The sequence below is a fragment of the Simonsiella muelleri ATCC 29453 genome, assembly GCF_002951835.1.
GTDB lineage: Bacteria > Pseudomonadota > Gammaproteobacteria > Burkholderiales > Neisseriaceae > Simonsiella > Simonsiella muelleri.
Map to the genome: position 1 here is coordinate 2,068,377 of NZ_CP019448.1, position 25,206 is coordinate 2,093,582.

23 protein-coding genes are annotated in these 25,206 nt (G+C 43.7%); 9 read left to right on the plus strand and 14 right to left on the minus strand.

The features are described from left to right. The first annotated feature begins 106 nt into the window (after positions 1-106). From BWP33_RS10290 to BWP33_RS10300, 3 genes are all read left to right on the plus strand, one after another. A complete protein-coding gene (locus tag BWP33_RS10290; protein WP_002641380.1) occupies positions 107-1,384 on the plus strand; it encodes an RsmB/NOP family class I SAM-dependent RNA methyltransferase in 1,278 nt (425 codons plus the stop codon). 35 nt (positions 1,385-1,419) lie between these two features. Beyond that, complete coding sequence (gene dapC / locus BWP33_RS10295; protein WP_002641379.1) at positions 1,420-2,601, plus strand: succinyldiaminopimelate transaminase; 1,182 nt, start codon at positions 1,420-1,422, stop codon at positions 2,599-2,601. Between the two features lie 144 nt (positions 2,602-2,745). Beyond that, positions 2,746-4,656, plus strand: a complete 1,911-nt coding sequence (locus BWP33_RS10300; RefSeq protein ID WP_002641378.1) for an ATP-binding cassette domain-containing protein — start codon at positions 2,746-2,748, stop codon at positions 4,654-4,656. 39 nt (positions 4,657-4,695) lie between these two features. Here BWP33_RS10300 and BWP33_RS10305 read toward each other — a convergent pair whose 3' ends face one another. Both BWP33_RS10305 and pmbA read right to left on the minus strand, forming a co-directional pair. After that, positions 4,696-5,040 (minus strand): SEL1-like repeat protein, encoded by a 345-nt coding sequence (locus tag BWP33_RS10305; RefSeq protein WP_002641377.1) that lies wholly within the window; start codon positions 5,038-5,040, stop codon positions 4,696-4,698. Positions 5,041-5,105: 65 nt separating this feature from the next. Beyond that, on the minus strand, positions 5,106-6,437 hold the full coding sequence (gene pmbA, locus BWP33_RS10310) for a metalloprotease PmbA (protein WP_040628690.1): 1,332 nt from the start codon (positions 6,435-6,437) through the stop codon (positions 5,106-5,108). Between the two features lie 209 nt (positions 6,438-6,646). Here pmbA and BWP33_RS10315 point away from each other — a divergent pair, with 209 nt between their 5' ends. The 5 genes from BWP33_RS10315 (at position 6,647) to BWP33_RS10335 (ending at position 13,747) form a co-directional block, all read left to right on the plus strand. After that, the gene (locus BWP33_RS10315; RefSeq protein WP_002641375.1) at positions 6,647-7,171 is read left to right on the plus strand and encodes a cell wall hydrolase; all 525 of its coding nucleotides are present in this window, start codon (positions 6,647-6,649) and stop codon (positions 7,169-7,171) included. 225 nt (positions 7,172-7,396) lie between these two features. Then, entirely contained in the window at positions 7,397-9,982 is a 2,586-nt protein-coding gene (gene acnB / locus BWP33_RS10320; RefSeq protein ID WP_002641374.1) for a bifunctional aconitate hydratase 2/2-methylisocitrate dehydratase, read from the plus strand. 213 nt (positions 9,983-10,195) lie between these two features. Then, complete coding sequence (locus BWP33_RS10325) at positions 10,196-10,759, plus strand: YceI family protein (protein ID WP_002641373.1); 564 nt, start codon at positions 10,196-10,198, stop codon at positions 10,757-10,759. A 171-nt stretch (positions 10,760-10,930) separates the two neighbouring features. Beyond that, positions 10,931-12,196, plus strand: coding sequence for a flavodoxin-dependent (E)-4-hydroxy-3-methylbut-2-enyl-diphosphate synthase (gene ispG / locus BWP33_RS10330; RefSeq protein ID WP_002641372.1), 1,266 nt, complete (start codon positions 10,931-10,933; stop codon positions 12,194-12,196). Between the two features lie 234 nt (positions 12,197-12,430). Continuing rightward, positions 12,431-13,747, plus strand: coding sequence for a dicarboxylate/amino acid:cation symporter (locus tag BWP33_RS10335; protein WP_002641371.1), 1,317 nt, complete (start codon positions 12,431-12,433; stop codon positions 13,745-13,747). A 62-nt stretch (positions 13,748-13,809) separates the two neighbouring features. Here the strand turns inward: BWP33_RS10335 and BWP33_RS10340 are convergent, their stop codons facing one another. Beyond that, positions 13,810-14,253: a protein tyrosine phosphatase family protein gene (locus tag BWP33_RS10340; protein ID WP_244903119.1), complete on the minus strand. Its 444-nt coding sequence runs from the start codon at positions 14,251-14,253 to the stop codon at positions 13,810-13,812. A 640-nt stretch (positions 14,254-14,893) separates the two neighbouring features. On the opposite strand from BWP33_RS10340, the gene BWP33_RS10345 reads away from it, so the two are divergent. Beyond that, complete coding sequence (locus BWP33_RS10345) at positions 14,894-15,979, plus strand: DUF4349 domain-containing protein (protein ID WP_002641369.1); 1,086 nt, start codon at positions 14,894-14,896, stop codon at positions 15,977-15,979. A gap of 123 nt (positions 15,980-16,102) precedes the next feature. Here the strand turns inward: BWP33_RS10345 and putP are convergent, their stop codons facing one another. The 11 genes from putP to BWP33_RS10395 all read right to left on the minus strand — a co-directional run bounded on the left by putP (position 16,103) and on the right by BWP33_RS10395 (position 25,136). Continuing rightward, a complete protein-coding gene (gene putP / locus BWP33_RS10350) occupies positions 16,103-17,620 on the minus strand; it encodes a sodium/proline symporter PutP (RefSeq protein ID WP_002641368.1) in 1,518 nt (505 codons plus the stop codon). A gap of 250 nt (positions 17,621-17,870) precedes the next feature. Beyond that, on the minus strand, positions 17,871-18,749 hold the full coding sequence (locus BWP33_RS10355) for a peptidylprolyl isomerase (RefSeq protein WP_002641367.1): 879 nt from the start codon (positions 18,747-18,749) through the stop codon (positions 17,871-17,873). 81 nt (positions 18,750-18,830) lie between these two features. After that, positions 18,831-19,094 carry a BolA family protein gene (locus BWP33_RS10360; protein ID WP_002641366.1) on the minus strand — a complete coding sequence of 88 codons (264 nt, stop codon included), beginning with the start codon at positions 19,092-19,094 and terminating at the stop codon, positions 18,831-18,833. Continuing rightward, positions 19,094-19,393, minus strand: coding sequence for a YciI family protein (locus BWP33_RS10365; protein ID WP_002641365.1), 300 nt, complete (start codon positions 19,391-19,393; stop codon positions 19,094-19,096). Before BWP33_RS10365 ends, BWP33_RS10360 begins: the two co-directional genes overlap by 1 nt. Before the next feature lie 2 nt (positions 19,394-19,395). After that, complete coding sequence (locus BWP33_RS10370; protein WP_002641364.1) at positions 19,396-19,944, minus strand: inner membrane-spanning protein YciB; 549 nt, start codon at positions 19,942-19,944, stop codon at positions 19,396-19,398. Between the two features lie 58 nt (positions 19,945-20,002). Then, on the minus strand, positions 20,003-20,989 hold the full coding sequence (locus BWP33_RS10375) for a malate dehydrogenase (RefSeq protein ID WP_040628759.1): 987 nt from the start codon (positions 20,987-20,989) through the stop codon (positions 20,003-20,005). Between the two features lie 46 nt (positions 20,990-21,035). After that, on the minus strand, positions 21,036-21,200 hold the full coding sequence (locus tag BWP33_RS12535; protein ID WP_155999520.1) for a hypothetical protein: 165 nt from the start codon (positions 21,198-21,200) through the stop codon (positions 21,036-21,038). Then, a complete protein-coding gene (locus BWP33_RS10380; protein ID WP_002641362.1) occupies positions 21,193-22,293 on the minus strand; it encodes an anhydro-N-acetylmuramic acid kinase in 1,101 nt (366 codons plus the stop codon). Before BWP33_RS10380 ends, BWP33_RS12535 begins: the two co-directional genes overlap by 8 nt. Before the next feature lie 129 nt (positions 22,294-22,422). Further along, positions 22,423-23,550 (minus strand): cell division protein ZapE, encoded by a 1,128-nt coding sequence (gene zapE, locus BWP33_RS10385; RefSeq protein ID WP_002641361.1) that lies wholly within the window; start codon positions 23,548-23,550, stop codon positions 22,423-22,425. A gap of 93 nt (positions 23,551-23,643) precedes the next feature. Further along, positions 23,644-24,603 (minus strand): acetyl-CoA carboxylase carboxyltransferase subunit alpha, encoded by a 960-nt coding sequence (locus tag BWP33_RS10390; RefSeq protein WP_002641360.1) that lies wholly within the window; start codon positions 24,601-24,603, stop codon positions 23,644-23,646. Positions 24,604-24,710: 107 nt separating this feature from the next. Then, positions 24,711-25,136, minus strand: coding sequence for a hypothetical protein (locus BWP33_RS10395; protein ID WP_002641359.1), 426 nt, complete (start codon positions 25,134-25,136; stop codon positions 24,711-24,713). Positions 25,137-25,206 lie beyond the last annotated feature (70 nt).

The following is a 25,206-nucleotide window of genomic DNA, read 5'->3' on the forward strand; positions in this document are numbered from 1 at the left end:
TGTGAATCAACCAAAGCGATTTGATGAAGTTTTCGTCAAATCGCTTTTTGATTTTCAGGCTGCTTGCGTTAAAATTGTCTTTTAATGGTTATTTTCAGGGAAATTCATGAATCTTCATCAACTCAATCACACCGCCAATGTTCTCGCCACAATGCTGACCTTTGACCAACCAGCCGATGTTGTATTGTCCAACTACTTGCGCGAACAGAAAAAACTTGGACGCAACGATCGCCATGAAATCGCAGAAACCGCATTTGCAGCGTTGCGTCATTACGAAAAAATTGTGGCTGTGTTGCGCCGTCCGTATGTGCAATCGCGCAAAACCGCTCTTGCTGCACTGGTGTTGGGGCGCAGTTTCAATATTTCTCAGCTAGAAGATTTGCTGAACGAAGACGACAACGAAAAAGAATTTTTAAGCAATCTCAAAGCACGCAAAAGCGAATTTTCAGGCAGCCTGAATACCGCCAGTGAATTACCAGAATGGTTAATTAATCAATTAAAACAAAATTTTAATGAAGAAGAAATTTTACAATTTGGACGCAGCGTGGCACAACCTGCACCGCTAGATGTACGCGTGAACACACTCAATGGCAAACGCGACAAGGTCCTTGCTCAACTACAAACCGAATTTCCTCAAGCCATCGCTACACCATTCGCACCACACGGCATTCGTTTCCCCGACAAACCTGCTCTCAACAAACACGAATTATTCTTAAATGGCACGCTGGAAGTGCAAGATGAAGGCAGCCAACTTTTGGCACAACTGGTAGGCGCAAAACGTGGTGAAATTGTGGTGGATTTTTGCGCGGGTGCAGGTGGCAAAACACTTGCTATCGGCGCGCAAATGGCAAATAAAGGACGAATTTACGCCTTTGATATCGCCGAAAAACGCCTTGCCAACCTAAAACCACGCATGACGCGTGCAGGTTTGACCAATATTCACCCAGAAAAAATCAGTAGCGAAAACGACCCTCGTATCACTCGTTTGCACGGTAAAGCCGACCGTGTGTTAGTGGACGCACCGTGTTCGGGCTTGGGAACGTTGCGCCGCAACCCCGATTTAAAATACCGCCAATCCCCTGAAACCATTGCGAAATTAATTCAACAGCAACAAAATATTCTTCAGGCTGCCTCAGCTTTGGTGGCAAGTGGTGGACGTTTGGTTTATGCTACTTGCAGCGTCTTGCCCGAAGAAAATCAGCATCAAGTAGAACACTTTTTGACACATAATCCTGAATTTGAATTGTTGGATTGTAGTCAATTGCTTGCCGCGCAAAAAATTGATTTGAATACAGGAAAATACTTGCAACTTAATACCGCAACGCATCATACAGATGGTTTTTTTGCTGCCGTTTTGCAACGAAAATCATTCAAGGCAGCCTGAAAAATAATTCACAATAAAATTCAAAGGATTAAATAATGAATCCACATTTACAACAACTCAAACCCTATCCTTTCGCCCGACTGCGTGAAGCCATGCAAGGCATCACGCCCCCAGACAATTTGCATGAAATTCCGCTCTACATCGGCGAACCCAAACACCCTACGCCAGCCATCATCAAAAATGCGCTGATTCAATCATTGGATGAATTGTCCAAATACCCGCTTACGGCAGGGCTGCCTGAATTGCGCCAAGCATGTGCAAACTGGCTCAAACGCCGCTATGATGGTTTGACGCTGAATCCAGATACCGAAATTTTGCCCGTACTGGGCAGCCGTGAAGCACTGTTCTCATTTGTACAAGTTATTCTAAATCAACAAGAAAATCCCATCATCATCAGCCCCAATCCGTTTTATCAAATTTATGAGGGGGCGACTTTTTTAGCTGGTGGTCAAATCGTATTTGCCAATACCATTGCACCGCGTTTTCTGCCTGATTGGGATAGTGTGTCGCCTGATGATTGGGCGCGTTGTCGACTGGTGTTTGTGTGTTCGCCCGACAACCCAACAGGCAGCGTGTTGCAACGTGAAGATTGGCAAAAATTATTTGATTTACAAGACAAATATGGTTTTGTGATTGCATCAGACGAATGTTATTCGGAAATTTATTTTGATGGCAAAAAACCTTTAGGCTGCCTGCAAGCGGCGGCGGAATGTGGGCGCGGTTTGGATAAAATCGTGATGTTTACCAGTTTATCTAAACGCTCCAATGTACCGGGATTGCGCTCGGGTTTTGTGGCTGGCGATGCCAAATTGCTGAAAGAATTTTTGTTGTATCGGACGTATCATGGCAGCGCAATGAGTTTGCCTGTGCAACGCGCCAGCATTGCCGCATGGAATGATGAACAACACGTTGCCGACAACCGCGCTCAATATCAAGCAAAATTTGAACACGTGCTACCCATTTTGCGCCAAAAATTTGATGTCAATTTGCCTGATGCGTCTTTTTACATTTGGTTACGGATTCCCGATGGCGATGATTTAAAATTCACACAAGAATTGTATCGTGCGACTGCAGTACAGGTTTTGCCAGGACGATTTTTTGCGCGAGACACGCCAAACGGTAATCCTGGACAAGGATTTGTGCGAATTGCTTTAGTGGACGAATTAGATAAATGCGTGGAAGCAGCTAAGCGGATGGTCGCATGGTATTCGATTTGATCCAAAAAATAAGAACGTCAGCAATTCATTTAAATTCAAAATACCATAAAATAATTTTTAATTTATTATTTAAAATTAATTTGTTGGCTATTTTTCAGGCTGCCTGAGAAATTATCTAACTATTTTTATTGAGAAATTTTTATTATGACTATATTGGCAGTAGAAAACGCGAGTTTCGCGGTTGGGCATGTTCCGCTTTTAGACAAAACCAGTTTCCAACTCAATCAAGGCGAAAAAGTCGGTTTGATTGGGCGCAATGGCGTGGGCAAATCGTCTTTTTTAAAAATTTTGGCGGGCGTGCAAAAATTGGACGATGGACAGCTGATTATCCAAAATGGCTTAAAAATTGTGTATGTGCCGCAAGAGAGCGTATTTGACGATGAAACAAGCGTATTTGAGGTGGTGTCAGAAGGTTTGGGTAGCCTGCGCGATGTGTTGCGCCGTTATCATCAAGTTAGCCACGCGCTGGAAACGCAGCATTCTGATGATTTGATTCGCCAACTCAATGAGTTACAAAATGAAATTGAATCGCAAGACGGCTGGCAGTTTGATGCGGCAATCCGCCAAACGATTAGCGAATTGGGGCTGCCTGAAAACGAATTAATTGGCAATTTGTCGGGTGGACAGAAAAAACGCGTGGCTTTGGCGCAAGCGTGGGTGCAAAAACCCGATATTTTGTTGCTGGACGAACCGACTAACCATTTGGATATTAACGCGATTATTTGGCTGGAAAATTTGTTGCGTGCATTTTCAGGCAGCATGGTGGTGATTACGCACGACCGCCGTTTTTTGGACAATATTTCTAATCGGATTGTGGAGTTAGACCGTGGCGTATTGCGTTCGTACGACGGCAGCTTTTCCCAATACAGCGAGAAAAAAGCCCAAGAATTGGCGGTAGAAGCGGAACACAATCGCTTGTTTGACAAATTTCATGCCCAAGAAGAAGCGTGGATTCGCAAAGGCATTGAAGCGCGACGAACCCGTAACGAAGGGCGCGTGCGCCGTTTAGAGGAATTGCGCCGCCAACGCGCTGCACGACGCGAACGTGTGGGGCAAGTCAATTTCAAACTCAACACCGGCGAAAGAAGCGGCAAAATCATTGCAGAATTGGAACACGCCAGTTTTGCTTATGGCGATAAAGTCATTATGAATCAATTTTCTACGATTATTCAGCGTGGCGACAAAATCGGCTTGATTGGCGCAAATGGCATCGGTAAAACCACGTTTTTAAAGCTGATTTTGGGTGAATTACAGCCCACTTACGGCAAAATCCGTTTGGGTAGCAAGCAAGAAGTAGCGTATTTTGACCAATTTCGCAGCCAACTCAACGAAAATGACACCGTATTTTACACACTCGGGCAAGGCAATGATTTTGTAGAAGTCGGCGGCAAGAAAAAGCACGTCATGAGTTATTTGGAAGATTTTCTGTTTCACCCTGCACGAGCGCAATCGCCTGTTTCATCGTTGTCGGGTGGCGAACGTAACCGATTGTTATTAGCTAAACTTTTCACGCGCCCTGCCAATATCTTGGTGCTGGACGAACCAACCAACGATTTGGATATTGAAACGCAAGAATTATTAGAAGAATTATTGCGTGATTATGCTGGCACGGTTTTTTTGGTATCGCACGACCGTATGTTTTTGGATAATGTGATTACACAATCCATTGTTTTTGAAGGAAATGGCTGCCTGAAAGAATACATTGGTGGCTACGAAGATTACATGGACGCGAAACGCCGCGAAGAAAAATTGCAGGCTGCCAAGACGCCGAAAAATGTTTTTGTTGATGAAGTGGTTAAGGAAAAACCGAAAGCCAATCGCACCGTCAAATTGTCGTACAAAGAACAACGTGAACTGGATGCATTGCCCGAGGAAATCGCCGCGTTGGAAGCCGAACAAACCGCGTTAACCGAGCAATTATCCAACCCAGAAATATTCAAAGACTACGAAAAAGCAGGCAGCCTGCAAAGTCGTAGCGAAGAAATTGAAATGCTGTTGTTGGAAAAATTGGAGCGGTGGGAAGTATTGGAAGCCAAACAGAACGGTATGAATTAATATTCAGGCTGCCTGATACAAAAAGCAGCCTGAAACACATTATTTCAACTCTTCCAAACCTTCACGCGCTAAAGTGGCGACTTCTGGATTTTCGGATTGATTGGCGGCGGCTTCGTACCATTTTTTGGCGGCGGCTAAATCTTGGGTTGTGCCTTCGCCATCGTGGTACATGGTGGCAATAACGTATTGCGCTTCCACGAAACCTTTTTTCGCTACGGGCAAAATTTTGTTAAATGCAGCTTTGGCTTGATGATTTTTCAAAGCGTCGCCGGCTTCTTTCATGGTAACGCGATAGGCGTGGGTTTCTGCTTCAGTTGCTTTTGGGGCAGCCTGAATACTGGTTGCCAAACATAAAAACACAACATTTAAAAGCCATTTTTTCATAATAATCCTAAAAAATAATTAGTTGAAAATATTTTTGTGAATTTGATTCATTGTTTGCGCCCCATTTATGTGCCCGCTACCGTCATTTCATCTACCCAAATTGAACCGATTTTGCTGGCATTTCGGCACAATGCGTCATTTGAAATTCCTTTAATATTAAATAACATATCTTGCAAACGCCCCGCAATGGTAATCTCCGAAACAGGGTACGCCACCACACCATTTTCCACCCAAAAACCAGCCGCGCCACGCGAATAATCACCCGTCAACATATTCACGCCCTGCCCCATCAATTCGGTAATCAGTAAACCCGTCCCCATGTCGCGCAACAAATCGGCTTGAGACTCATGCGTATGATTTAAAAATAAATTATGCGCACCACCAGCGTTAGCAGTGGTCTGCATACCCAATTTCCTCGCGCTGTAGCTACTCAAAAAATAACCTTGTACCATACCCTTTTCAATCACAAAACGCGGTTGAGTCGCCACGCCCTCGCCATCAAAATAAGTGCTGCCCAATGTGTGCGCCAAATGTGGCTCTTCACGCAAATTCACAAAATCAGGCAAAATTTGTTTGCCTAAGCTGTTTAATAAAAAGCTGTTTTCCCGATACAACGCACCACCACTCAAACCACCCACCACATGATTTATCAGGCTGCCTGAAACAGTCGCATCAAACACAATCGGATAGCTGCCAGTCGGCACACTGCGCGCCCCCAAACGCCGCACCACACGCTCGGCGGCGCGTTGCCCGATGCTTTCTGCGCTTTCTAATTGCTTGAAATCACAAGAAACATCATACCAATAATCGCGTTCCATGCCCTGCGCGTCCGATGCCACCAAGCTGCACGAAATCGCATGACGCGTACCGCATTGATGTTGCAAAAAATCATGTGTATTGGCATAAACATATTGAAAATGAGAGGTTTGCACGCCTGCGCCATCAGAATTTTGAATACGCGCATCACTCGCCAAACCTGCTTGTTCGCAATTTTTCGCCAATTCAATCGCCGCTTCTGTGGACAATGCCCATTCGTGATATTTATCCAAATCAGGACAATGAGTTGCCATCAAATGGACATCAGCCAAACCCGCGAATTCATCTTCCGCCGTATAACGCGCAATATCCACAGCTGCCTGAACCGTCTCACGCAAAGCGCGTTCCGAAAAATCCGCCGTGCTGGCACGACCTTTGCGCTGCCCCACATACACGGTTACATCTAAAGATTTGTCTTGTTGGAATTCAATTTGATCAATTTCTTGTAAACGAATTTGCACACCTTGACCGAGTGATTCACTGATATCGGTTTCGGCAGCAGTCGCGCCTTTTTCGCGCGCCAGTTGTAATGTTTGCGCCGCCAACAGGCGTAAATCATCGGCTGAATGTTGGAACATAATTTAACCTTTTGGTAAAGAGAAAACGCGCATTTTACCGTGTTTCAGGCAGCCTGAAAACAGAAATGCTTGACTTAGAAAAGATTTACTTTTAGAATTCGCGCCATCATTTGTTGTAATTATGGTTCAGGCAGCTCTAAAACGGGCTGCCTGAAAATTTATTAACTTATTACTCAATTTAATTGTCTACAAAATATAAGGAACATGATTTAATGTGGTTCACCAGTATGAAACACTGTTTTTATTTAGCGTTAATGTTATTTTTATCATTGATTATGGTGTCGCCAGCCCAAGCCGCCAAAGCCAAAGCGTACCAAAACACCGAAATTGGTTGCATGGGACAAGCGATTTTTTATGAAGCCGCAGGCGAACCGTATCAAGGTCAAGTGGCTGTGGCCAATGTGATTTTTAACCGCATGAGTTCTGGGATTTATCCACGTACCGTGTGTGGCGTGATTCGTGAACGTGGTCAATTTCAATGGGTTAATAACCACAAATTGCGCAAAAAACGCGTTTACCACGCCACCAAGCGCGACAAACGCATTCACAATTTAGCCAGTAAATTGTATCGCCAATACAAATCTGGTAAACGTCATGATACTACACGCGGTTCATTATTTTTCTCATCAAACGGTGTACGCCCAGCACCACGCGCCGTGAAAAGCGTGAAAATTGGTCGTCATCAATTTTTTACCTTGCGTAAATTTAAATTTAATAAAAACAGAAAATTAGCTTAATTATTAATTTATTTCAGGCAGCCTATTTGATTATTTAGGCTGCCTGAAACTTTTGAAGCGAAAGAATCCACATAAATGGTGTGGTGATGTTAGGCGTGTAGTCCTTGCCAAATTTTGTAAAATTCAGTTATGATTGCGATGTCTTTATTGACTACATAGAGTTTCAGGCAGCCTGAAACCATTTCACAAGAAAAACAGATTGACCCAAACAGAAGGAACAAAGATATGTTAGAAGCCTACCGTAAAGCCGCAGCCGAACGCGCTGCACAAGGTATCCCAGCTTTGCCATTAACTGCACAGCAAATGGCTGATTTGGCTGAATTATTGAAAAATCCGCCTGCTGGTGAAGGCGAGTTTTTAGTGGAATTATTAACGCACCGAGTGCCTGCTGGCGTGGACGATGCCGCGAAAGTGAAAGCATCTTTTTTGGCGGCAATTGCCGAAGGTTCAACGCAAAGCCCATTGATTTCACCCGAAAAAGCCACAGAATTATTGGGCACGATGCTCGGTGGTTACAACATTCATCCTTTGATTGAATTGTTGGATAACGAAAAATTGGCACCGATTGCGGCAGAGGGTTTGAAACATACTTTGTTGATGTTTGATTCTTTCCACGATGTGAAAGAAAAAGCCGACAAGGGCAACACACACGCTAAGGCAGTGTTGCAATCTTGGGCAGATGCAGAGTGGTTTACTTCGCGCAAGGCTGTTCCTGAAAAAATTACCGTTACCGTATTCAAAGTAGACGGCGAAACCAATACCGATGATTTATCGCCTGCACCTGATGCATGGTCGCGCCCCGATATTCCATTGCACGCTTTGGCAATGTTGAAAAATCCACGTGATGGCATTACCCCTGATAAACCAGGCGAAATTGGTCCAATCAAATTGTTAGAAGAATTGAAAGCCAAAGGTCATTTGGTGGCTTACGTGGGCGATGTAGTCGGTACGGGCTCATCACGAAAATCTGCAACTAATTCAGTTATTTGGCATACAGGCGAAGACATTCCATTTGTACCCAATAAACGTTTTGGCGGCGTGTGCTTGGGTGGCAAAATCGCACCGATTTTCTTTAATACACAAGAAGATAGCGGCGCATTGCCAATTGAAGTAGATGTCAGCAACCTGAAAATGGGCGACGTGGTGGATATTTTGCCATACGAGGGCAAAATCGTGAAAAATGGCGAAACCATCGCGCAATTTGAATTGAAATCGCAAGTATTATTGGACGAGGTTCAAGCTGGTGGTCGCATTAACTTGATTATTGGTCGCGGTTTGACAGCGAAAGCACGCGAAGCGTTGGGCTTACCTGCATCTGACAAATTCCGTTTGCCGCAAGCCCCTGCCCAAAGCAACGCTGGTTTTACGTTGGCACAAAAAATGGTTGGTCGTGCTTGCGGGCTGCCTGAAGGTCAAGGCGTGCGTCCTGGCACTTACTGCGAACCACGCATGACAACAGTCGGCTCGCAAGACACCACAGGCCCAATGACACGCGATGAATTGAAAGATTTGGCTTGTTTGGGTTTCTCGGCGGATTTGGTGATGCAATCGTTCTGCCACACTGCCGCTTATCCGAAACCTGTGGACGTGAAAACCCACAAAGAGCTGCCTGAATTTATTTCTACTCGCGGTGGCGTATCGTTGCGTCCTGGTGATGGCGTGATTCACTCTTGGTTAAATCGGTTGTTGTTGCCTGATACGGTAGGCACAGGCGGCGACTCACACACGCGCTTCCCGATTGGCATTTCATTCCCCGCAGGTTCTGGCTTGGTGGCATTTGCAGCAGCAACAGGCGTTATGCCTTTGGATATGCCTGAGTCTGTGTTGGTACGCTTTTCAGGCAGCCTGCAAGCTGGTGTAACTTTGCGCGATTTGGTCAATGCCATTCCATTGTATGCCATCAAACAAGGCTTATTGACAGTCGCCAAAGCAGGCAAGAAAAATATTTTCTCGGGTCGCATTTTGGAAATTGAAGGTTTACCCAATTTGAAAGTGGAACAAGCCTTTGAATTGACAGACGCGTCCGCAGAGCGTTCGGCTGCAGGTTGTACCGTCAAATTAAACCAAGAACCAATTATTGAATACATGAAATCCAATATCGTGTTAATGAAAAACATGATTGCCAACGGCTACCAAGATGCACGCACCTTAGAACGCCGTATTAAAGCAATGGAAAACTGGATTGCCAATCCACAATTGTTGGAGGCAGATAAAAACGCTGAATATGCAGCCGTGATTGAAATCAACATGGACGACATCAAAGAGCCAATCATCGCGTGTCCAAATGACCCTGATGATGTGTGTTTTATGTCTGAAAAATCAGGCACCAAAATTGACGAAGTATTCATCGGTTCATGCATGACGAATATTGGACACTTCCGCGCGGCTTCTCAATTATTGGAAGGCAAAACCGATATTCCTGTGCGTTTATGGGTGGCACCTCCCACCAAAATGGACGCGCACCAATTATCCGATGAAGGGCATTATGGCGTATTGGGTCGTGCGGGCGCACGCATGGAAATGCCAGGTTGTTCGTTATGTATGGGCAACCAAGCACAAGTTCATGAAGGCGCAACCGTGATGTCTACTTCAACACGTAACTTCCCGAATCGTTTGGGCAAAAACACCAATGTATTCTTAGGTTCCGCTGAATTGGCGGCGATTTGCTCTAAATTGGGTAAAATCCCAACCGTTGAAGAATATCAAGCCAACATCGGTATCATCAATGAAAATGGCGACAAGATTTATCGTTACATGAATTTCAATGAAATCGCTGAATACAATGACGTCGCAGAAAAAGTAAACGTATAATCTCGTTTATCTTTCAGGCTGCCTGAAAACTGGATAACTGGTTTTCAGGCAGCCTGAAACCTTTTGATATTATGGTTATTTTGGGACTCCGCTGTTTTAATTCGCTATATATTAATCCTGAATTAAAACTGTATTAAATAATCGGTGGTTCCCAAGCAGTCAAATTATGAGTAAGATTGACACTTTATTTTTGGCAAATATTAAGGATTTGTGATGAAACGCATTTTACTCGCTTCACTTTTGGCAATCAGCGCAGCAACCGCATCAGCCGCAACCTACAAAATTGACAGCTTCCACACAAACGCTCGTTTTATGATTGACCACTTCGGAACAAGCACCAATGTGGGAGGGATTTATGGTTTGGAAGGCAAAGTGAATTTTGATGCCGCCAAACGCACAGGCAGCATTGATGTGAAAATGCCTTTGGTGAATTTACAAACTGGTTCAGAGTATTTTACTAACCATTTGAAATCAGCCGACTTATTCAATGTGGAAAAATTCCCTGAAATGCGTTTCCAATCCACACAATTTGTGTTTTCAGGCAACACATTAAAATCTGTAAAAGGCAATTTGACTTTGTTGGGTAAAACTCATCCTGTTACGTTAACCGCAACCAAATTCAATTGTTATCAAAGCCCTATGCTGAAAACCCAAGTATGTGGCGGCGATTTCACCACCACCATTGACCGCACAAAATGGGGCATGGATTATTTAGTCAATGCTGGCATGACCAAAAAAGTACAATTAAACATTCAAATTGAAGCTGGAAAAGAATAAAAAAATCATTGTATCGCTGATTTTTAAATAGCGAGGCGACCACGCCATGTTATCGCCATTTTAATCAACTGGAAAAATGGCAAAATCAGCCATTCTCCACTACAATACAGGCAGCCTGAAAACACTTTTCAGGCTGCCTGAAACTTTTCATTGTTTGAACGAGAATACATCATGCCCCACATCACACGTCGCAAAACCCATCAAGTGCAAATTGACCACATTACTGTGGGTTCAGATTTCCCCGTAGTCGTGCAATCCATGACCAATACCGACACCGCCGATGCGATTGCCACCGCTAATCAAGTCAAAGAATTATCAGATGCAGGTTCCGAATTGGTGCGAATTACCGTTAATTCACCTGAAGCCGCCAGTAAAGTCGCTGAAATTCGTCAACGCTTGGACGATATGGGTTGCGCCACACCACTTGTGGGCGATTTCCATTTCAACGGCGAACGCTTATTAGCAGAGTTTCCCGATTGTGCCAAAGCCTTATCCAAATACCGCATCAACCCTGGTAATGTCGGTAAAGGCGCAAAAGGCGATGAAAAATTCGCCTACATGATTCGTATCGCCACCGAACACAACAAAGCTGTCCGAATTGGTGTGAATTGGGGGTCGCTGGATCAAAGTTTAGCCAAAAAAATGATGGACGAAAATTTAGCGTCCGCCACACCCAAATCACCCGAAGAAGTGATGAAAGAAGCATTAATCGTCTCCGCGCTGCAATCAGCACAAAAAGCAGTGGAATTAGGGCTGCCTGAAAACAAAATTATTTTGTCATGCAAAGTATCTAATGTGCAGGATTTAATTCAGGTTTACCGAGATTTGGGTTCACGTTGCGAATATCCACTTCATTTGGGTTTGACTGAAGCAGGTATGGGCAGCAAAGGGATTGTCGCCTCCACTGCCGCGCTGTCGGTGTTGCTGCAAGAAGGCATTGGCGACACAATTCGCATTTCCTTAACGCCCGAACCCAATTCATCGCGTACACAAGAAGTGATTGTTGGACAAGAGATTTTACAGACCATGGGTTTGCGTTCATTCACACCAATGGTTACGGCTTGCCCTGGCTGCGGACGCACCACCAGCACCGTTTTTCAAGAATTGGCGCGTGATATTCAGCAATATTTGCGCGAACAAATGACGGTTTGGCGTTGGCAATATCCAGGCGTGGAGAGTTTGAACGTGGCGGTAATGGGTTGCGTGGTCAATGGGCCAGGCGAGAGCAAATTAGCAGACATCGGTATTTCGTTGCCTGGTACTGGCGAAACGCCTGTTGCGCCTGTGTATGTGGACGGCGAACGCAAAATTACACTCAAAGGCGACAACATGGCGCAAGAATTTTTGGCAATTGTACAAGAATACGTTAAAGAAAATTACGGTGAAACTGGAAAAAAACGCAGTAAAAACAAAATAATCCCTATTCAATCGCAATAATCTTATCATTTTCAGGCAGCCTGAAAAAACACACGTCCAGCAAATCAGTCAAACACATTCATTTTTCAGGCTGCCTAAAAATTTGTTGTCAAAAGTAGTCATCATTTTTAACGAAAAATCAAATTATTACGTAAATTTATCTAAATTATATTAATTTAACATTTGCCATAATACAGATTAAAGGCTAAATTACTCCAAAAAATATTTTACTGATTCTCAAAACTTGGAGTCTTTATGTTGCCCCCCTCTTCTCTGGAACAATCAATCCAAACCGTTAAAAAGAAAAAATTTTACCAAGTTCTTTATTTTCAAGTCATTGTAGCGATTGTGGTTGGCATTTTGCTGGGACATTTTTTTCCAAACACTGGCGAAGCAATGAAACCACTTGGCGATGCGTTCATTAAAATTGTGAAAATGATTATTGCCCCTGTGATTTTTCTCACGGTGGTAACGGGCATTGCAGGCATGAGCGACATGAAAAAAGTGGGGCGTGTGGCTGGTAAAGCTTTCATTTATTTCATTACTTTTTCTACACTGGCATTAATTGTGGGCATGATTGTTGCCAATGTGGTGCAGCCAGGGGCTGGCATGAACATTGACCCTGCCACGCTTAACCCGAAAAAAGTCAGCGATTATGTCATCAAAGCCAAAGAATCTTCTGTTGTTGGTTTTTTGATGAATATCATTCCTGAAACAGTGGTTAGTCCATTGAATAATGGGAATATTTTGCAAGTTTTGTTTGTGTCTATTTTATTTGGTATATCGTTAGCGATGGTGGGCGAAAAAGCACGGACGATAACCGATTTTTTACAAGATTTGTCTGCGCCTGTATTTAAAATGGTATCAATCTTAATGAATTTGGCTCCGATTGGTGCATTTGGCGCAATGTCATTCACAATTGGCAAATATGGCATTCAATCAGTTAGCAAATTATTTTTACTGGTGGGTACATTCTATTTAACATCTGTTTTATTTGTGCTGATTGTGTTGGGTGCGGTGGCACGATACAACGGTTTTTCCATCATCAAATTAGTCAAATACATCAAAGATGAATTGTGGCTCGTACTGGGAACGTCATCATCAGAAGCGGCGTTGCCAACTTTGATGCAAAAAATGGAACGCGCTGGTTGTGAAAAATCAGTGGTGGGCTTGGTAATTCCGACTGGTTACTCATTTAATTTAGACGGTACAAATATTTATATGACCATGGCAGCGTTATTTATTGCGCAAGCAGTGGGTATTCAGCTTGAATTGCATCAACAAATTTCGTTGTTGTTGGTGGCGATGTTGAGTTCAAAAGGTGCGGCTGGAGTAACAGGTGCTGGTTTCATCACGTTGGCTGCAACTTTATCGGTTGTGCCAAGCGTGCCAGTAGAAGGCATGGCATTGATTTTGGGAGTTGACCGTTTTATGTCGGAGTGTCGTGCGCTGACAAATTTGGTGGGCAACGCGTGTGCAACTGTGGTGGTGGCACGTTGGGAAAATGCGTTGGATAAAGAACAATTAACCGCTAGTTTGAATCAAACCCATTCACAAAAATCTATTGGCTAGTCAGTTGATTTTCAGGCAGCCTGAATGATGTTCAGGCTGCCTGATTATTGATTTTACAAAAATTATTGTTGATGACGTGGTGATACACTTTCTAATTTTTCGCGCATTTTGGTTAAATCAATGCCCGCCAAATCAGCTGCACGAATCAAACTATTCACTTCCACACCGCGTTTGGATTGATTCAACGCCCACAACATCGCCGAACGCGTTCCCGTGCGACAATACGCCAAAATCGGCGATTCAGATTTGGCTACAGTTACTTCAAATTCTTGCAACAATTCATCGGTGATGGTATCCATTGTGGCGGGTAAATAAATTACATTTTCCACGCCATTGGCTTGAAGCCATGCTTTGACGGTTTCAAAATCGGGTTGATTGGGTTCTTCGCCATCTGGGCGATTGCAAATCACGGTCTTGATGTTATATTGCGCCACTTGTTTGGCGGTGCGCTCGTTCAGTTGGCGAGAGACGTAGAGATAGTCGGCGATTTTTTCAATACTCATCATATTGTCCTTAATAAATAATTCATCAATTAAAAGTCCAGTAGGAATTAAATATTTTAACGATTTTTCTCACGAAACAAAACGCCAAATATGAAAAAAAATGTTATTCCCACTAAAATACATTGTTCAGGCTGCCTGAAAATTAAGGATTTTGCCAACAAACATTGGTGACACAAGAATGGGTAAAGTGAATCAATGTGGTGTACACGCAAATTTTGGGCGCATTTGGTTTTGCAGCACACTTCCCAACCACAAAATGAGAACTCGTATTCATAGCCAAAAATAGGCAAAAAGATATCGCGCTTGGCTATGAATACAGATTCTTAGCATTAATATTTCTATCATTTGCATTTTGAGCGCAATATTTTGTCTTGACTTTATCAATTTATGCAATTTTCACGCAAATAACGGGTTTTTCGTTACTCGGAGGCAATCCCATCCACTTTGTCCATACCGATGGCGCAAGAACTGGCACATTTTTGGTATTTTTGTGGCGAAAAAGACACATAAATTTAATTAAGTGAAATAAACACCTATTTACACCTATGTTTGCGCTTTAGTTTATTTACGCTAAACCGCCATTTTGCTATGATTGCGACTTTTCAGGCAGTCTGAATGTGTGTGGCAATACGAAGGAGATTTTATGCGTTTTAAACAGCTTTTAATTGTTGGTATGGTAATGACGGCGTTAGCAGCCTGTGGTGGTGCGGAACAACGTCAGCAAAACTATGCGCCAACCACAGAAATCGTTACAAAAGCTGAAGATGCTGCTCCTGCTGCTGTGTCAGATATTGAGTCTACGCCCATGATTTCAGCGTCTTCGCCATTAGTGGCGACTAAGCCCAATCCCATGCCACCGTTACAAGCGAGCAATGTCATCACCGAAACCGTAAGCGGACGGCAAATGGTGGTGTCTGCCGATTTGAATTTTGAAACCGATAGTGTCCGCAAAACCGTGTCGGGTATAGAAGAACTGGCGAAAAAATACACAGGTTTTGTCGTGTTCTCTCAAATTGACACCTACACCAATGGCACACAAACCTATCCCAAAGCCGATGGCAATATTCTCTACATCACGCGTTACACACACGAAGGCAACATGACTTTGCGTGTGCCACGCGAACGCAGCAGCGAATTCATACGAGAATTACAGCAACACATTGTTTTTTTGGATAAAGAAGTATTCAAATCAGAGGACGTGGGTCTCACTTTGCGTAAACAAGCATTAGAAGCACAACGCCAACAAGAACTTGCGCAACGCCTAGATGCCATCAACCGCCAAACACATCCAGCAACACAGCAAACCGAAGACGCCATCCGTGCCGAATTTGAAGCCAAAGCGCGTGAAAATGAAGCCGCCCTGCAAGAAGAATATTGGCGTGACAAAATTCAGTTTGCCACAATTACGTTACGTTTCAGGCAGCCTGAAGCCGTGATGCAGCAATTAATGCCCAATCCCGATGCCATTGCCAAACAGCATAGCCCACAATTTGGCACAGTGTTAGGCAATATGCTCAAACAAGGCTGGAATGGTTTTTTAACTGTATTGTTGTATTTATTGAAATTTTGGCCAATCACGGTGGTTTTACCGTTGATTTATATGGGTTTCCGAGTGATGCGCAAAATGCGTTCACGCCGTTTATCGCGTAAATTAACCCAAGCCATGCAAACCAATACACGTCATCAACATGAGTATTACACCGTTGAAGAAATTGATGATTTTGATTAAATAAATTTCTTTAGATCAATTCAGTTTCACAAAATATAGATACAATTTATTCATCAAATAATTTTCAGGCAGCCTTTCTAAAATAACTAAAAAGGCTGCCTGAAAAATAAAATTTACTCTTTCTTAAGCGGTTTCACGATACACGCGGTCAGCTTGTTCAAAACGTTGCACCACATCCGTGCTCGGCGTTTTGCTCAACAATGACACCACCACCACCGCCAAAGTCGCCACAATAAATCCAGGAACAATCTCATACATCGTTGGCAAATTCGCCGCTTTCAATGCAGGGTTCACCCATTCTGCCCAAGCCACAACCACCACGGCTCCCGAAATCATCCCAGCCAATGCACCCGTTGCCGTCATGCGTTTCCACAACAACGACAAAATCACCACAGGACCAAATGCCCCACCAAAACCAGCCCACGCGTATGATACCAATCCCAACACTTTACTCTCAGGATTTGCCGCAATCAAAATCGCAATCACCGCAATCGCCAATACCATAATGCGTCCAACCCACACCAATTCTTTTTGTGCCGCTTGTGGACGCAAAAAACCTTTATAAAAATCTTCGGTAATCGCACTGGAACAAACCAATAATTGACACGACAACGTAGACATCACCGCCGCCAAAATCGCCGATAAAATCACACCCGCAATCCAAGGATTAAACAACAAAGTGGACAAAGCAATAAAAATACGCTCGTGATTACCACCCATTACCGATACTTTGTCAGGGTGCGCGCCAAAATAAGCAATGCCAAAATAACCCACCGCCACTGCGCCACCTAAACACACAACCATCCAAGTCATACCAATACGCCGTGCTTTTTTCAACGATGCCACATTATCCGCCGCCATAAAACGCGCCAAAATATGCGGTTGCCCAAAATAACCCAAACCCCATGCCGCAGTAGAAATAATGCCCAGCAAAGTCGTACCAGTCAATAAACTACCGTATTCTTTGCCATTAGCGGTCGCGGCTGCCTGAATTGCCATACTCATTTGGTCTGCACCACCCACTGCAATCAACACCATCACAGGCGTTAAAATCAAAGCAAAAATCATCAAAGTCGCCTGAACCGTGTCCGTCCAACTCACCGCCAAAAATCCGCCAATGAATGTGTACACAATGGTCGCACCAGCACCCAGCCACATGGCTGTGGTATAGCTCATGCCTTCAAACAAACTTTGAAACAATCGTGCCCCCGCCACAATCCCAGATGCACAATAAATCGTAAAGAAAAACAAAATGATAATAGCAGAAATCACTTTCATGGCTCTACCCTGACCACCAAAACGATGGTAAAAATAATCGGGTAAAGTCAAAGCGTTGTTACTGAATTCGGTGTGAACGCGCAATCTACCGGCCACCAACAGCCAGTTAAAATACGCACCCACCGTCAAACCAATCGCAATCCATGCCTCCGACATACCCGACAAATACACCGCACCTGGCAAACCCATCAACAACCAGCCCGACATATCCGAAGCCCCTGCCGACATTGCCGTAACAAACGCCCCCAAACTGCGTCCGCCAAGAATGTAATCATCAAAATTGCGTGTGGAAAAATACGCTGCTAAACCAATCAATAAAACGGCAACCAAATAGATGCCAAAAGTAATGTACATGGGATTCATATCAAAATCCTTTTGCAGATAATATGTTAGACTTATGAACATTCAATAAAATCATTGAACGATTCATTGTAACCAATTTATTAACAAAAGTTAAGATGTGTTTAGATAATTTCAGCAGTGCCACCCAAAAATTAAGGCAGCCTGAAAAAACACGCGTTTAACAAAATCATGATTTTGCCAATACGCGTGGGGCGAAGAAGAGTGGGTGTGGCGGCGATACGCCACGCTCCCAACATAATGATGATGCAAATTATTTTGCTGGCACAATTTTCGCTTTTTTGCCTAAATTATCAATGGCAAGGCTCAATTGTTCATCTTCCATTTGCTGCACAATACTTGCTTTCATTTCGTTAAAAGTCGGCACATTGATGGCGCGTTTATCGTTGACATACAACACCAAACTTACATTGCCATCTTTCACTGGCGTTTTGGTAAACTGACCTTTGCTCAAGCCATTAACCGCTTGATAAACCAAATTATTACCATCTTTCAAATCAGGCAACGCCACATATTCAGGCACAATACCACCCGATGTTTGTGATGATTTGCTCATGCTGTATTTTTTAGCAACATCAGAAAATTTTTTCTTTTTAGTCAAATCATTAATAGCAGCTTCCGCGTCGGCTGGTTTATTGGTAACGATTTCGCCTAACTGAATTTCACTGCTGCCTGCGTAACGCGATTTGATTTGATTGTATTGTTGTTGTGCGGCAGCTTCGCTGATGGGTTGCTGCTTGGCTAAATTCGCGGCGTAAGCAAGCATCAACAAACGGTTTTGGTAATCTGCCCAATTTTGTTTGAAATCGGCTTGTTTATCCAAACCTTGTGCTTTGGCTTGTTTGAGTGCTTCGGCTTCGGCTGCTTGGTAATCGCTGCTTTTATCCAGTTTCAGGCGTTTGGCTTCTTGCACAACCAATTGTTCGGTAATCAATTCATTCGTAATAAATTGGCGCAATTGGGGTCCATCGCTGATTTGCCCTTGTGTATTTTTTTGGACATTTTCGGCGCGGCGTTCCACATCGCTGCTGTCAATTTTCACACCATTTACGGTAACAACAGTCGCTGCAAACAGGCTGCCTGAAAGCGCAAACAATACTGCCACAGTCGTTAATTTAAATGTTTTTTTCATGATAATTCCTTTGAATAATAAAAGAAAAATGATTTTTCAGGCTGCCTAATTAATGTAAATAAGCTAAGGCAGCCTGACAAATTAAGCAAAATATTCGTCTGGTGTTTTAGCGACAATACTCAAGGCGTGAATTTTTTTATCAGCAAACAAATCCGCCAACAAATCTTGTACCACGCGCTGACGTTGCAAACGCGATACGCCGACAAATTGTTCGCTTACCAATAAAATGGCGTAATGTCCGCCACCTTTATTGCCAGCGTGCCCTGCGTGCAAATGACTGTCATCACGAAAATCATAGACTTGTAAATCAAGCGGTTGCAAACGCTGTGCCATTAAATCACGCATCAAGCAACACCTTGTGGGAACACTTTTTTAAATGGACGAATCAACACTTCTTCGTACACACCAGCATCAACATAAGGGTCTGCACCAGCCCATGCTTCAGCAGCATCCAAACTGTCAAAATCTGCCACCACCAAACTGCCTGACATCGTGGTTTCGTCTTCGGGAAAAGGCGTAGGACCTGCAATCAGCAAACGCCCTTCGTCTTGCAACGCCTGCAAACGCGCCAAATGCGCTGGACGAGCCGCCGCACGCGCTTCTTTTACACCATCGGCATCAGTCGCTAAAATCATGTAATACATATTTATTCTCCAGTTGGTTTGGGTAAAAATCGAGCAATATAAAACGCTTGCCCAATAGAAAAAATCAGACTTAGGGGAATGTAGCCATACATTTTGTATTTCGCCCACACGTCTACTTGTTCTGCTGTAAATGGATAGGCAATGGCTAAATTAATTAAGCCCATCAAAATAAAGAAAATCATCCACGCATAAGACAATTTTGTCCACACATTTTCGGGCAATTTGAGTTCATTGCCCATCAATAATTTAACGCCATTTTTTCCCATCATCTGCCCCACGCCTACCGCCAAAGCAGTCAACCAACACACCACCGTGGTTTTGAGCATCACATAAACAGGATTGTCTAACCAAATGGTCAGCCCACCAAACACCACCACAATAATCAAACTGACCCATTGAAAAAAACTTAGTTTTTTAAATTTAATCCAAGTATAGGCAGCCTGAAAAATCCCCACCACAGTCGCCCCAATGGTCGCCCAAATGATGTTGTGTGTGGTCGTGTAAATCACGAAAAATAAAATAATCGCCAAAAAATCGCTAAGAGCTTTCATAAAAATATCAATTCATTCATCAAATATTTTTGATTTAAATTAAAAAATAACGCCATCATCATTCAGCAAACAGCTTTTGAACGTCGGCTTGCTCTTCCAATAATTCGTTTAAAGTCAATACAATGCGCTGCTGACTGAATTCATCAGATAAATCCAAACCTTGCACAATTTCGTATTCGCCATTCTCACAAATTACAGGAAAACCAAACACCACACCTTCAGGAATCCCATATGAGCCATCAGACGGTACGCCCATTGTTACCCATTTGCCACTCGTGCCAAGCAACCAATCACGCAAATGATAAATCGTGGCATTTGCCGCGCTCGCTGCCGATGACGCGCCACGCGCTGCAATAATCGCTGCACCACGTTTTGCGACATTTGGCATGAATACTTCGGTATTCCAATTGGGTTCGGTAATCATGTTTTGTACCGATTCGCCGTTGCTGGTAGCGTAACGGTAATCTGCGTACATGGTCGGACTATGGTTGCCCCACACGCACATTTTTTCAATAGACGTAACCGAACGTTGAATTTTGTCCGCCACCTGACTTACCGCACGATGATGGTCTAAACGCAACAAAGCCGTAAAATTTTTCGCTGGTAAATCAGGCGCAGATTTCATCACAATATAAGCGTTGGTATTAGCGGGGTTGCCCACCACCACCACTTTGACATCACGGCTTGCCACTTTGTTCAATGCTGCGCCTTGTGTTTTGAAAATAGCGGCGTTGGCTTCCAGTAAATCGGCGCGTTCCATGCCTTGAGTACGCGGACGCGCCCCAATTAACAACGCAATATCCGCATCTTTAAACGCTACTTCAGGGTCATCAGTGGCGAAAACATCTTCTAAAAGCGGAAACGCACAATCTTGCATTTCCATGATAACGCCTTTTAGGACTTGTTGTGCTTGTGGCAAATCCAATAATTGCAAAATCATGGGCTGGTCGCGCCCCAGCATAATGCCGCCAGCAATCCGAAACAAAGTCGCATACGCAATTTGTCCTGATGCACCTGTTACCGCGATTCGAATGGTTTTTTTCATTTTCATAATTGACTCAATCCATTTTATTTTTAAAAAAATCGCATCATTATAACAAATTCACAGAATCATCTTTCAGGCAGCCTGAAAAATTGTTACTTATTTTGAAGCAAAATTTGAAGCGAAACATGGCGTATCGCCGCCATACCCACTCTTGCTCGCCCCACGTTGGGGGCAAGATGCTGATTTTCAGGCAGCCTGAAAACTCACGCAAAATGTCCCGCGCCCAAAATCACCGCCCTACTCGCACCTGTTGCCAACGGCGGATTACTCGGTACTTGCTCACACCAACACGCCGCCAACCAACCAAACGCCGCCGCTTCCACCCATTGTGGATTCAAATTCAAATCTGCGGTGCTGTGTAAACTTATGTTTTTTTGTAATAAATATTCTTTCAAACTGCCAATTAATGTCGCGTTTTCAATACCACCACCACACACAAATACTTGTTTGGCAGACAAGGCAGCCTGAAAAATCGCATCGGCAATGGTTTTCGCGGAAAATTCCGCTAATGTTCGTAACACATCATGTGGATTTTCATTACCCGTCAAATAATTAACTAACCAATTCAATGAAAATAATTCGCGCCCCGTACTCTTCGGATGCGGTAACGCAAAATAAGGATGAGCGCAAAGCCGATTCAATAAATCGGGCAATACGCGCCCTTGTTTCGCCAATTCACCATTTTTATCATAAGGTTGTCCCCAATTTTTTTGCGTCCACGCGTCCATCAACATATTACCAGCACCTGTGTCAAATCCAAATGCGAACCCTGTCGGCGGCAACACACTAATATTTGCAATCCCCCCAATATTCAACACCACGCGCATCTCATCGGCATCAGCAAACAACGCTTGATGAAACGCTGGTACAAGTGGCGCACCCTGACCGCCAACCGCCAAATCACGGCTACGAAAATCACCCACAGTAAAAATACCCGTCTTTTCAGCGAGTAACGGTAAATGGCACAGTTGTACACTGTAACCGCATTCAGGTGCATGACGCACCGTTTGACCATGACAACCAATCGCACGAATCTGATGTGCAAACAAGTTTTCTTTTTTTAACAATTGATTAACTAATTGAGCGTACAGTTCTGCCAACTCAATTGCCAGTATTTGGCTGCGGTGCAATTCATTTTCGCCTACATTTTGTAAATCCAGTAATTGCGCTTTCAGGCTACCTGCAAAAGGCAAAAAATAATGCGCTTCTGCCGACAGCCAATTGACACCATTCATGCGAATCAAAACCGCATCTGCACCGTCCATACTTGTGCCAGACATGATGCCGATGTATAAATGTTCCATATTTCAAATCTCCATATTTTTCAGGCAGCCTGAAAGAGAAAAATCTTTTCAGGCTGCCTGAATTGAAAACACCATAGAACCTGCACTTACAAGATTAAACGCAGTAGTATTTTTTAAACGACTACATCATTATTTCAATTTCAAATGTGGCAATGCCAAATAATCTTCCGATTGCATTTCCACCAAACGACTGACCGTGCGGACAAATTCATGTGCAAAATCGCCTTCGGTGTACAATTCTTCCATTGGCACTTGGGAAGTCAAGCACAATTTCACGCGATAATCGTAAAACACGTCCACCAACAACGTCAGGCGACGCGCTTCGTTTTTCTCGTTAGGCGACATTTTCTCGACACCCGAAATCAGCACATGAGTATAACGTTCCGCCAACCACAAATAATCCGCTTGCGAACGCGTGCCAAAACACAGCGTGCGAAAATCAAACCAAATCACACGATTGGTTCGTGCTTTACAAGTTAATTCGCGTTCATGAATAATGATTTTTTCAGGCTGCCTTGTGTCGCCGCCAGCTAATTTATTGAATAAATCCGATAATTTGGCTTCATTTTCGGCATTATTGGGAATGTAAAAAACTTCGGCAGGCGTGAGTGTACGCATACGATAATCTTCGCCACCGTCCACATTTAACACGGTTAATTTCTTTTCAATCAAAGCGATAGTAGGCAAAAAACTGCTGCGATTTTGTCCTTGTGGATACAATTCTGATGGCGCGTAATTGGAAGTCGCCACCAACACCACGCCTTCAGCAAACAAATTTTCCAGCAAACGCCCCAAAATCATCGCATCAGCAATATCACTCACGTGAAATTCGTCAAAACACAACACGCGTGTTTCTTTGGCAATATCGTGTGCGACCGCTTTAAGCGGGTCTTGTTCGCTGCGTTTGTCGCGCATACGTTTATGGATTTCCGCCATAAATGCGTGAAAATGCACGCGGCGTTTACGGCGATACGGCAAACAACCAAAAAACGCATCCATCAAAAAACTTTTGCCACGCCCCACGCCACCATAAAAATACAAACCCGTTGGCACTTCGGGCGAACACAAACTCCGTCCCAAAAAGCGGTTACGTTTTCGTTTAAACATCATCAACTCTGTCCACAAACGATCCAAATATTCAATGGCTTTGGCTTGAGCTGAATCTTTGATAAAAGCAGGTTGCTGTGCAGCGGCTTGGTACCATGTGAATGGGCTGTGGTTGGCAAATGGTGGCGGGGTAAAGTGGTTCTCGCTCATGATTTGTTCTCATTTAAATAAAGAGGTTTGATTGTTCAGGCAGCCTGAAAAGCTGATGACCACATTTCAGGCTGCCTAAAAATAAATTTAAAATTATTTATCAAGATATTGACCATATGCCATAATGCGGTCAAATCGGCGCGTCAATAATTCGTCAATGGACATATCTTGCGCGGCACGCAATTCGTCTTCAATAACCAATTTCACGCGCTTCATCAATTCGGGATAATCGCGATGTGCGCCACCAATTGGCTCTTCAATGATTTTGTCAATTAAATTGAGTTTCAGCAAACGATCAGCCGTAATCCCCAACGCCGCTGCCGCATCAGCGGCTTTTTCAGCAGTTTTCCACAAAATAGACGCACAACCTTCGGGCGAAATCACCGAGTAAGTCGCATACTGCAACATATTCACATAATCGCCCACCGCAACCGCCAATGCACCACCCGATCCCCCCTCGCCAATTACCGTACAAATCACAGGCACACGCAATTTAGTCAATTCATACAAATTCTTACCAATGGCTTCGGACTGGTTACGCTCTTCCGCGCCCACCCCAGGATACGCCCCTGGTGTATCCACAAACGTCAATACAGGCAGCCTGAATTTTTCTGCCATGTGCATCAAACGCAAGGCTTTACGATAACCTTCGGGACGTGGCATACCAAAATTACGCTTGATTTTGGCTTTGGTGTCGCGCCCTTTTTGATGCCCGATGGTCACCACGCTTTGTCCATTAAATCGCGCCAAACCACCCACAATCGCCTCATCATCAGCAAAATGACGGTCGCCATGCAATTCCTGAAAATCGGTACACAGCGCACTAATGTAATCCAACGTGTAAGGGCGTTGTGGGTGGCGCGACACTTGGGAAATTTGCGCGGGGGTTAATTTACTGTAAATGGATTTGGTCAAATCATCGCTTTTTTTCTGTAACTGCGCGATTTCTTTGGAAATATCCACTGCTGAATCGTCTTGAACAAAACGCAATTCATCAATTTTTTTGGTTAATTCGGCAACAGGTTGTTCAAAATCTAGGAAGATGGGTTTCATCTTAAATGGCCTTTACTAAAAAAATTTGGCAGATAATACGCGATTTTATTGTCTTTTGAAACTGGTTTGCGTATTTTCAGGCAGCCTAAAAGTGTAAAGACTCTATTTTAGATGCGCCCCGCTGGTTGTACACATTGTTGTAGCCAAATTTCGCGTTGTCGGTTGTCTAATAATTGGAAAATATCGTGATAAAAATTCAACTCGGCAACTGTTTGGCGCACATCATTGGCGTAACGTTGTTTGGCGATTTCATCGGCTTGCTGGTTATCAAACGCTGATTTACTGAAAAAATGACGTAACGACAATTGCCTATCCGTAACATTTTGATTCATTAGATTTTCATTCATTTGACGCTGTCTGGTTTTGTATTGTTGGCGACGCAAACGAATTTGATTACGCTGTTGACTGGTCAATTCCAGCACACGCAAATCACACGTTATCTGCACATCTCCAGCCCACGCGTTTTCAGGCTGCAACAACATCACAAAATCAGTGAGCAATAATGAGATTAACAATAATTTCGTTTTTTTCATCAAAAATTCCTGTTCTTGACATTGAATATTGTCAATATTTGGATTAGCATTCTAAGACAAATTATTTGAT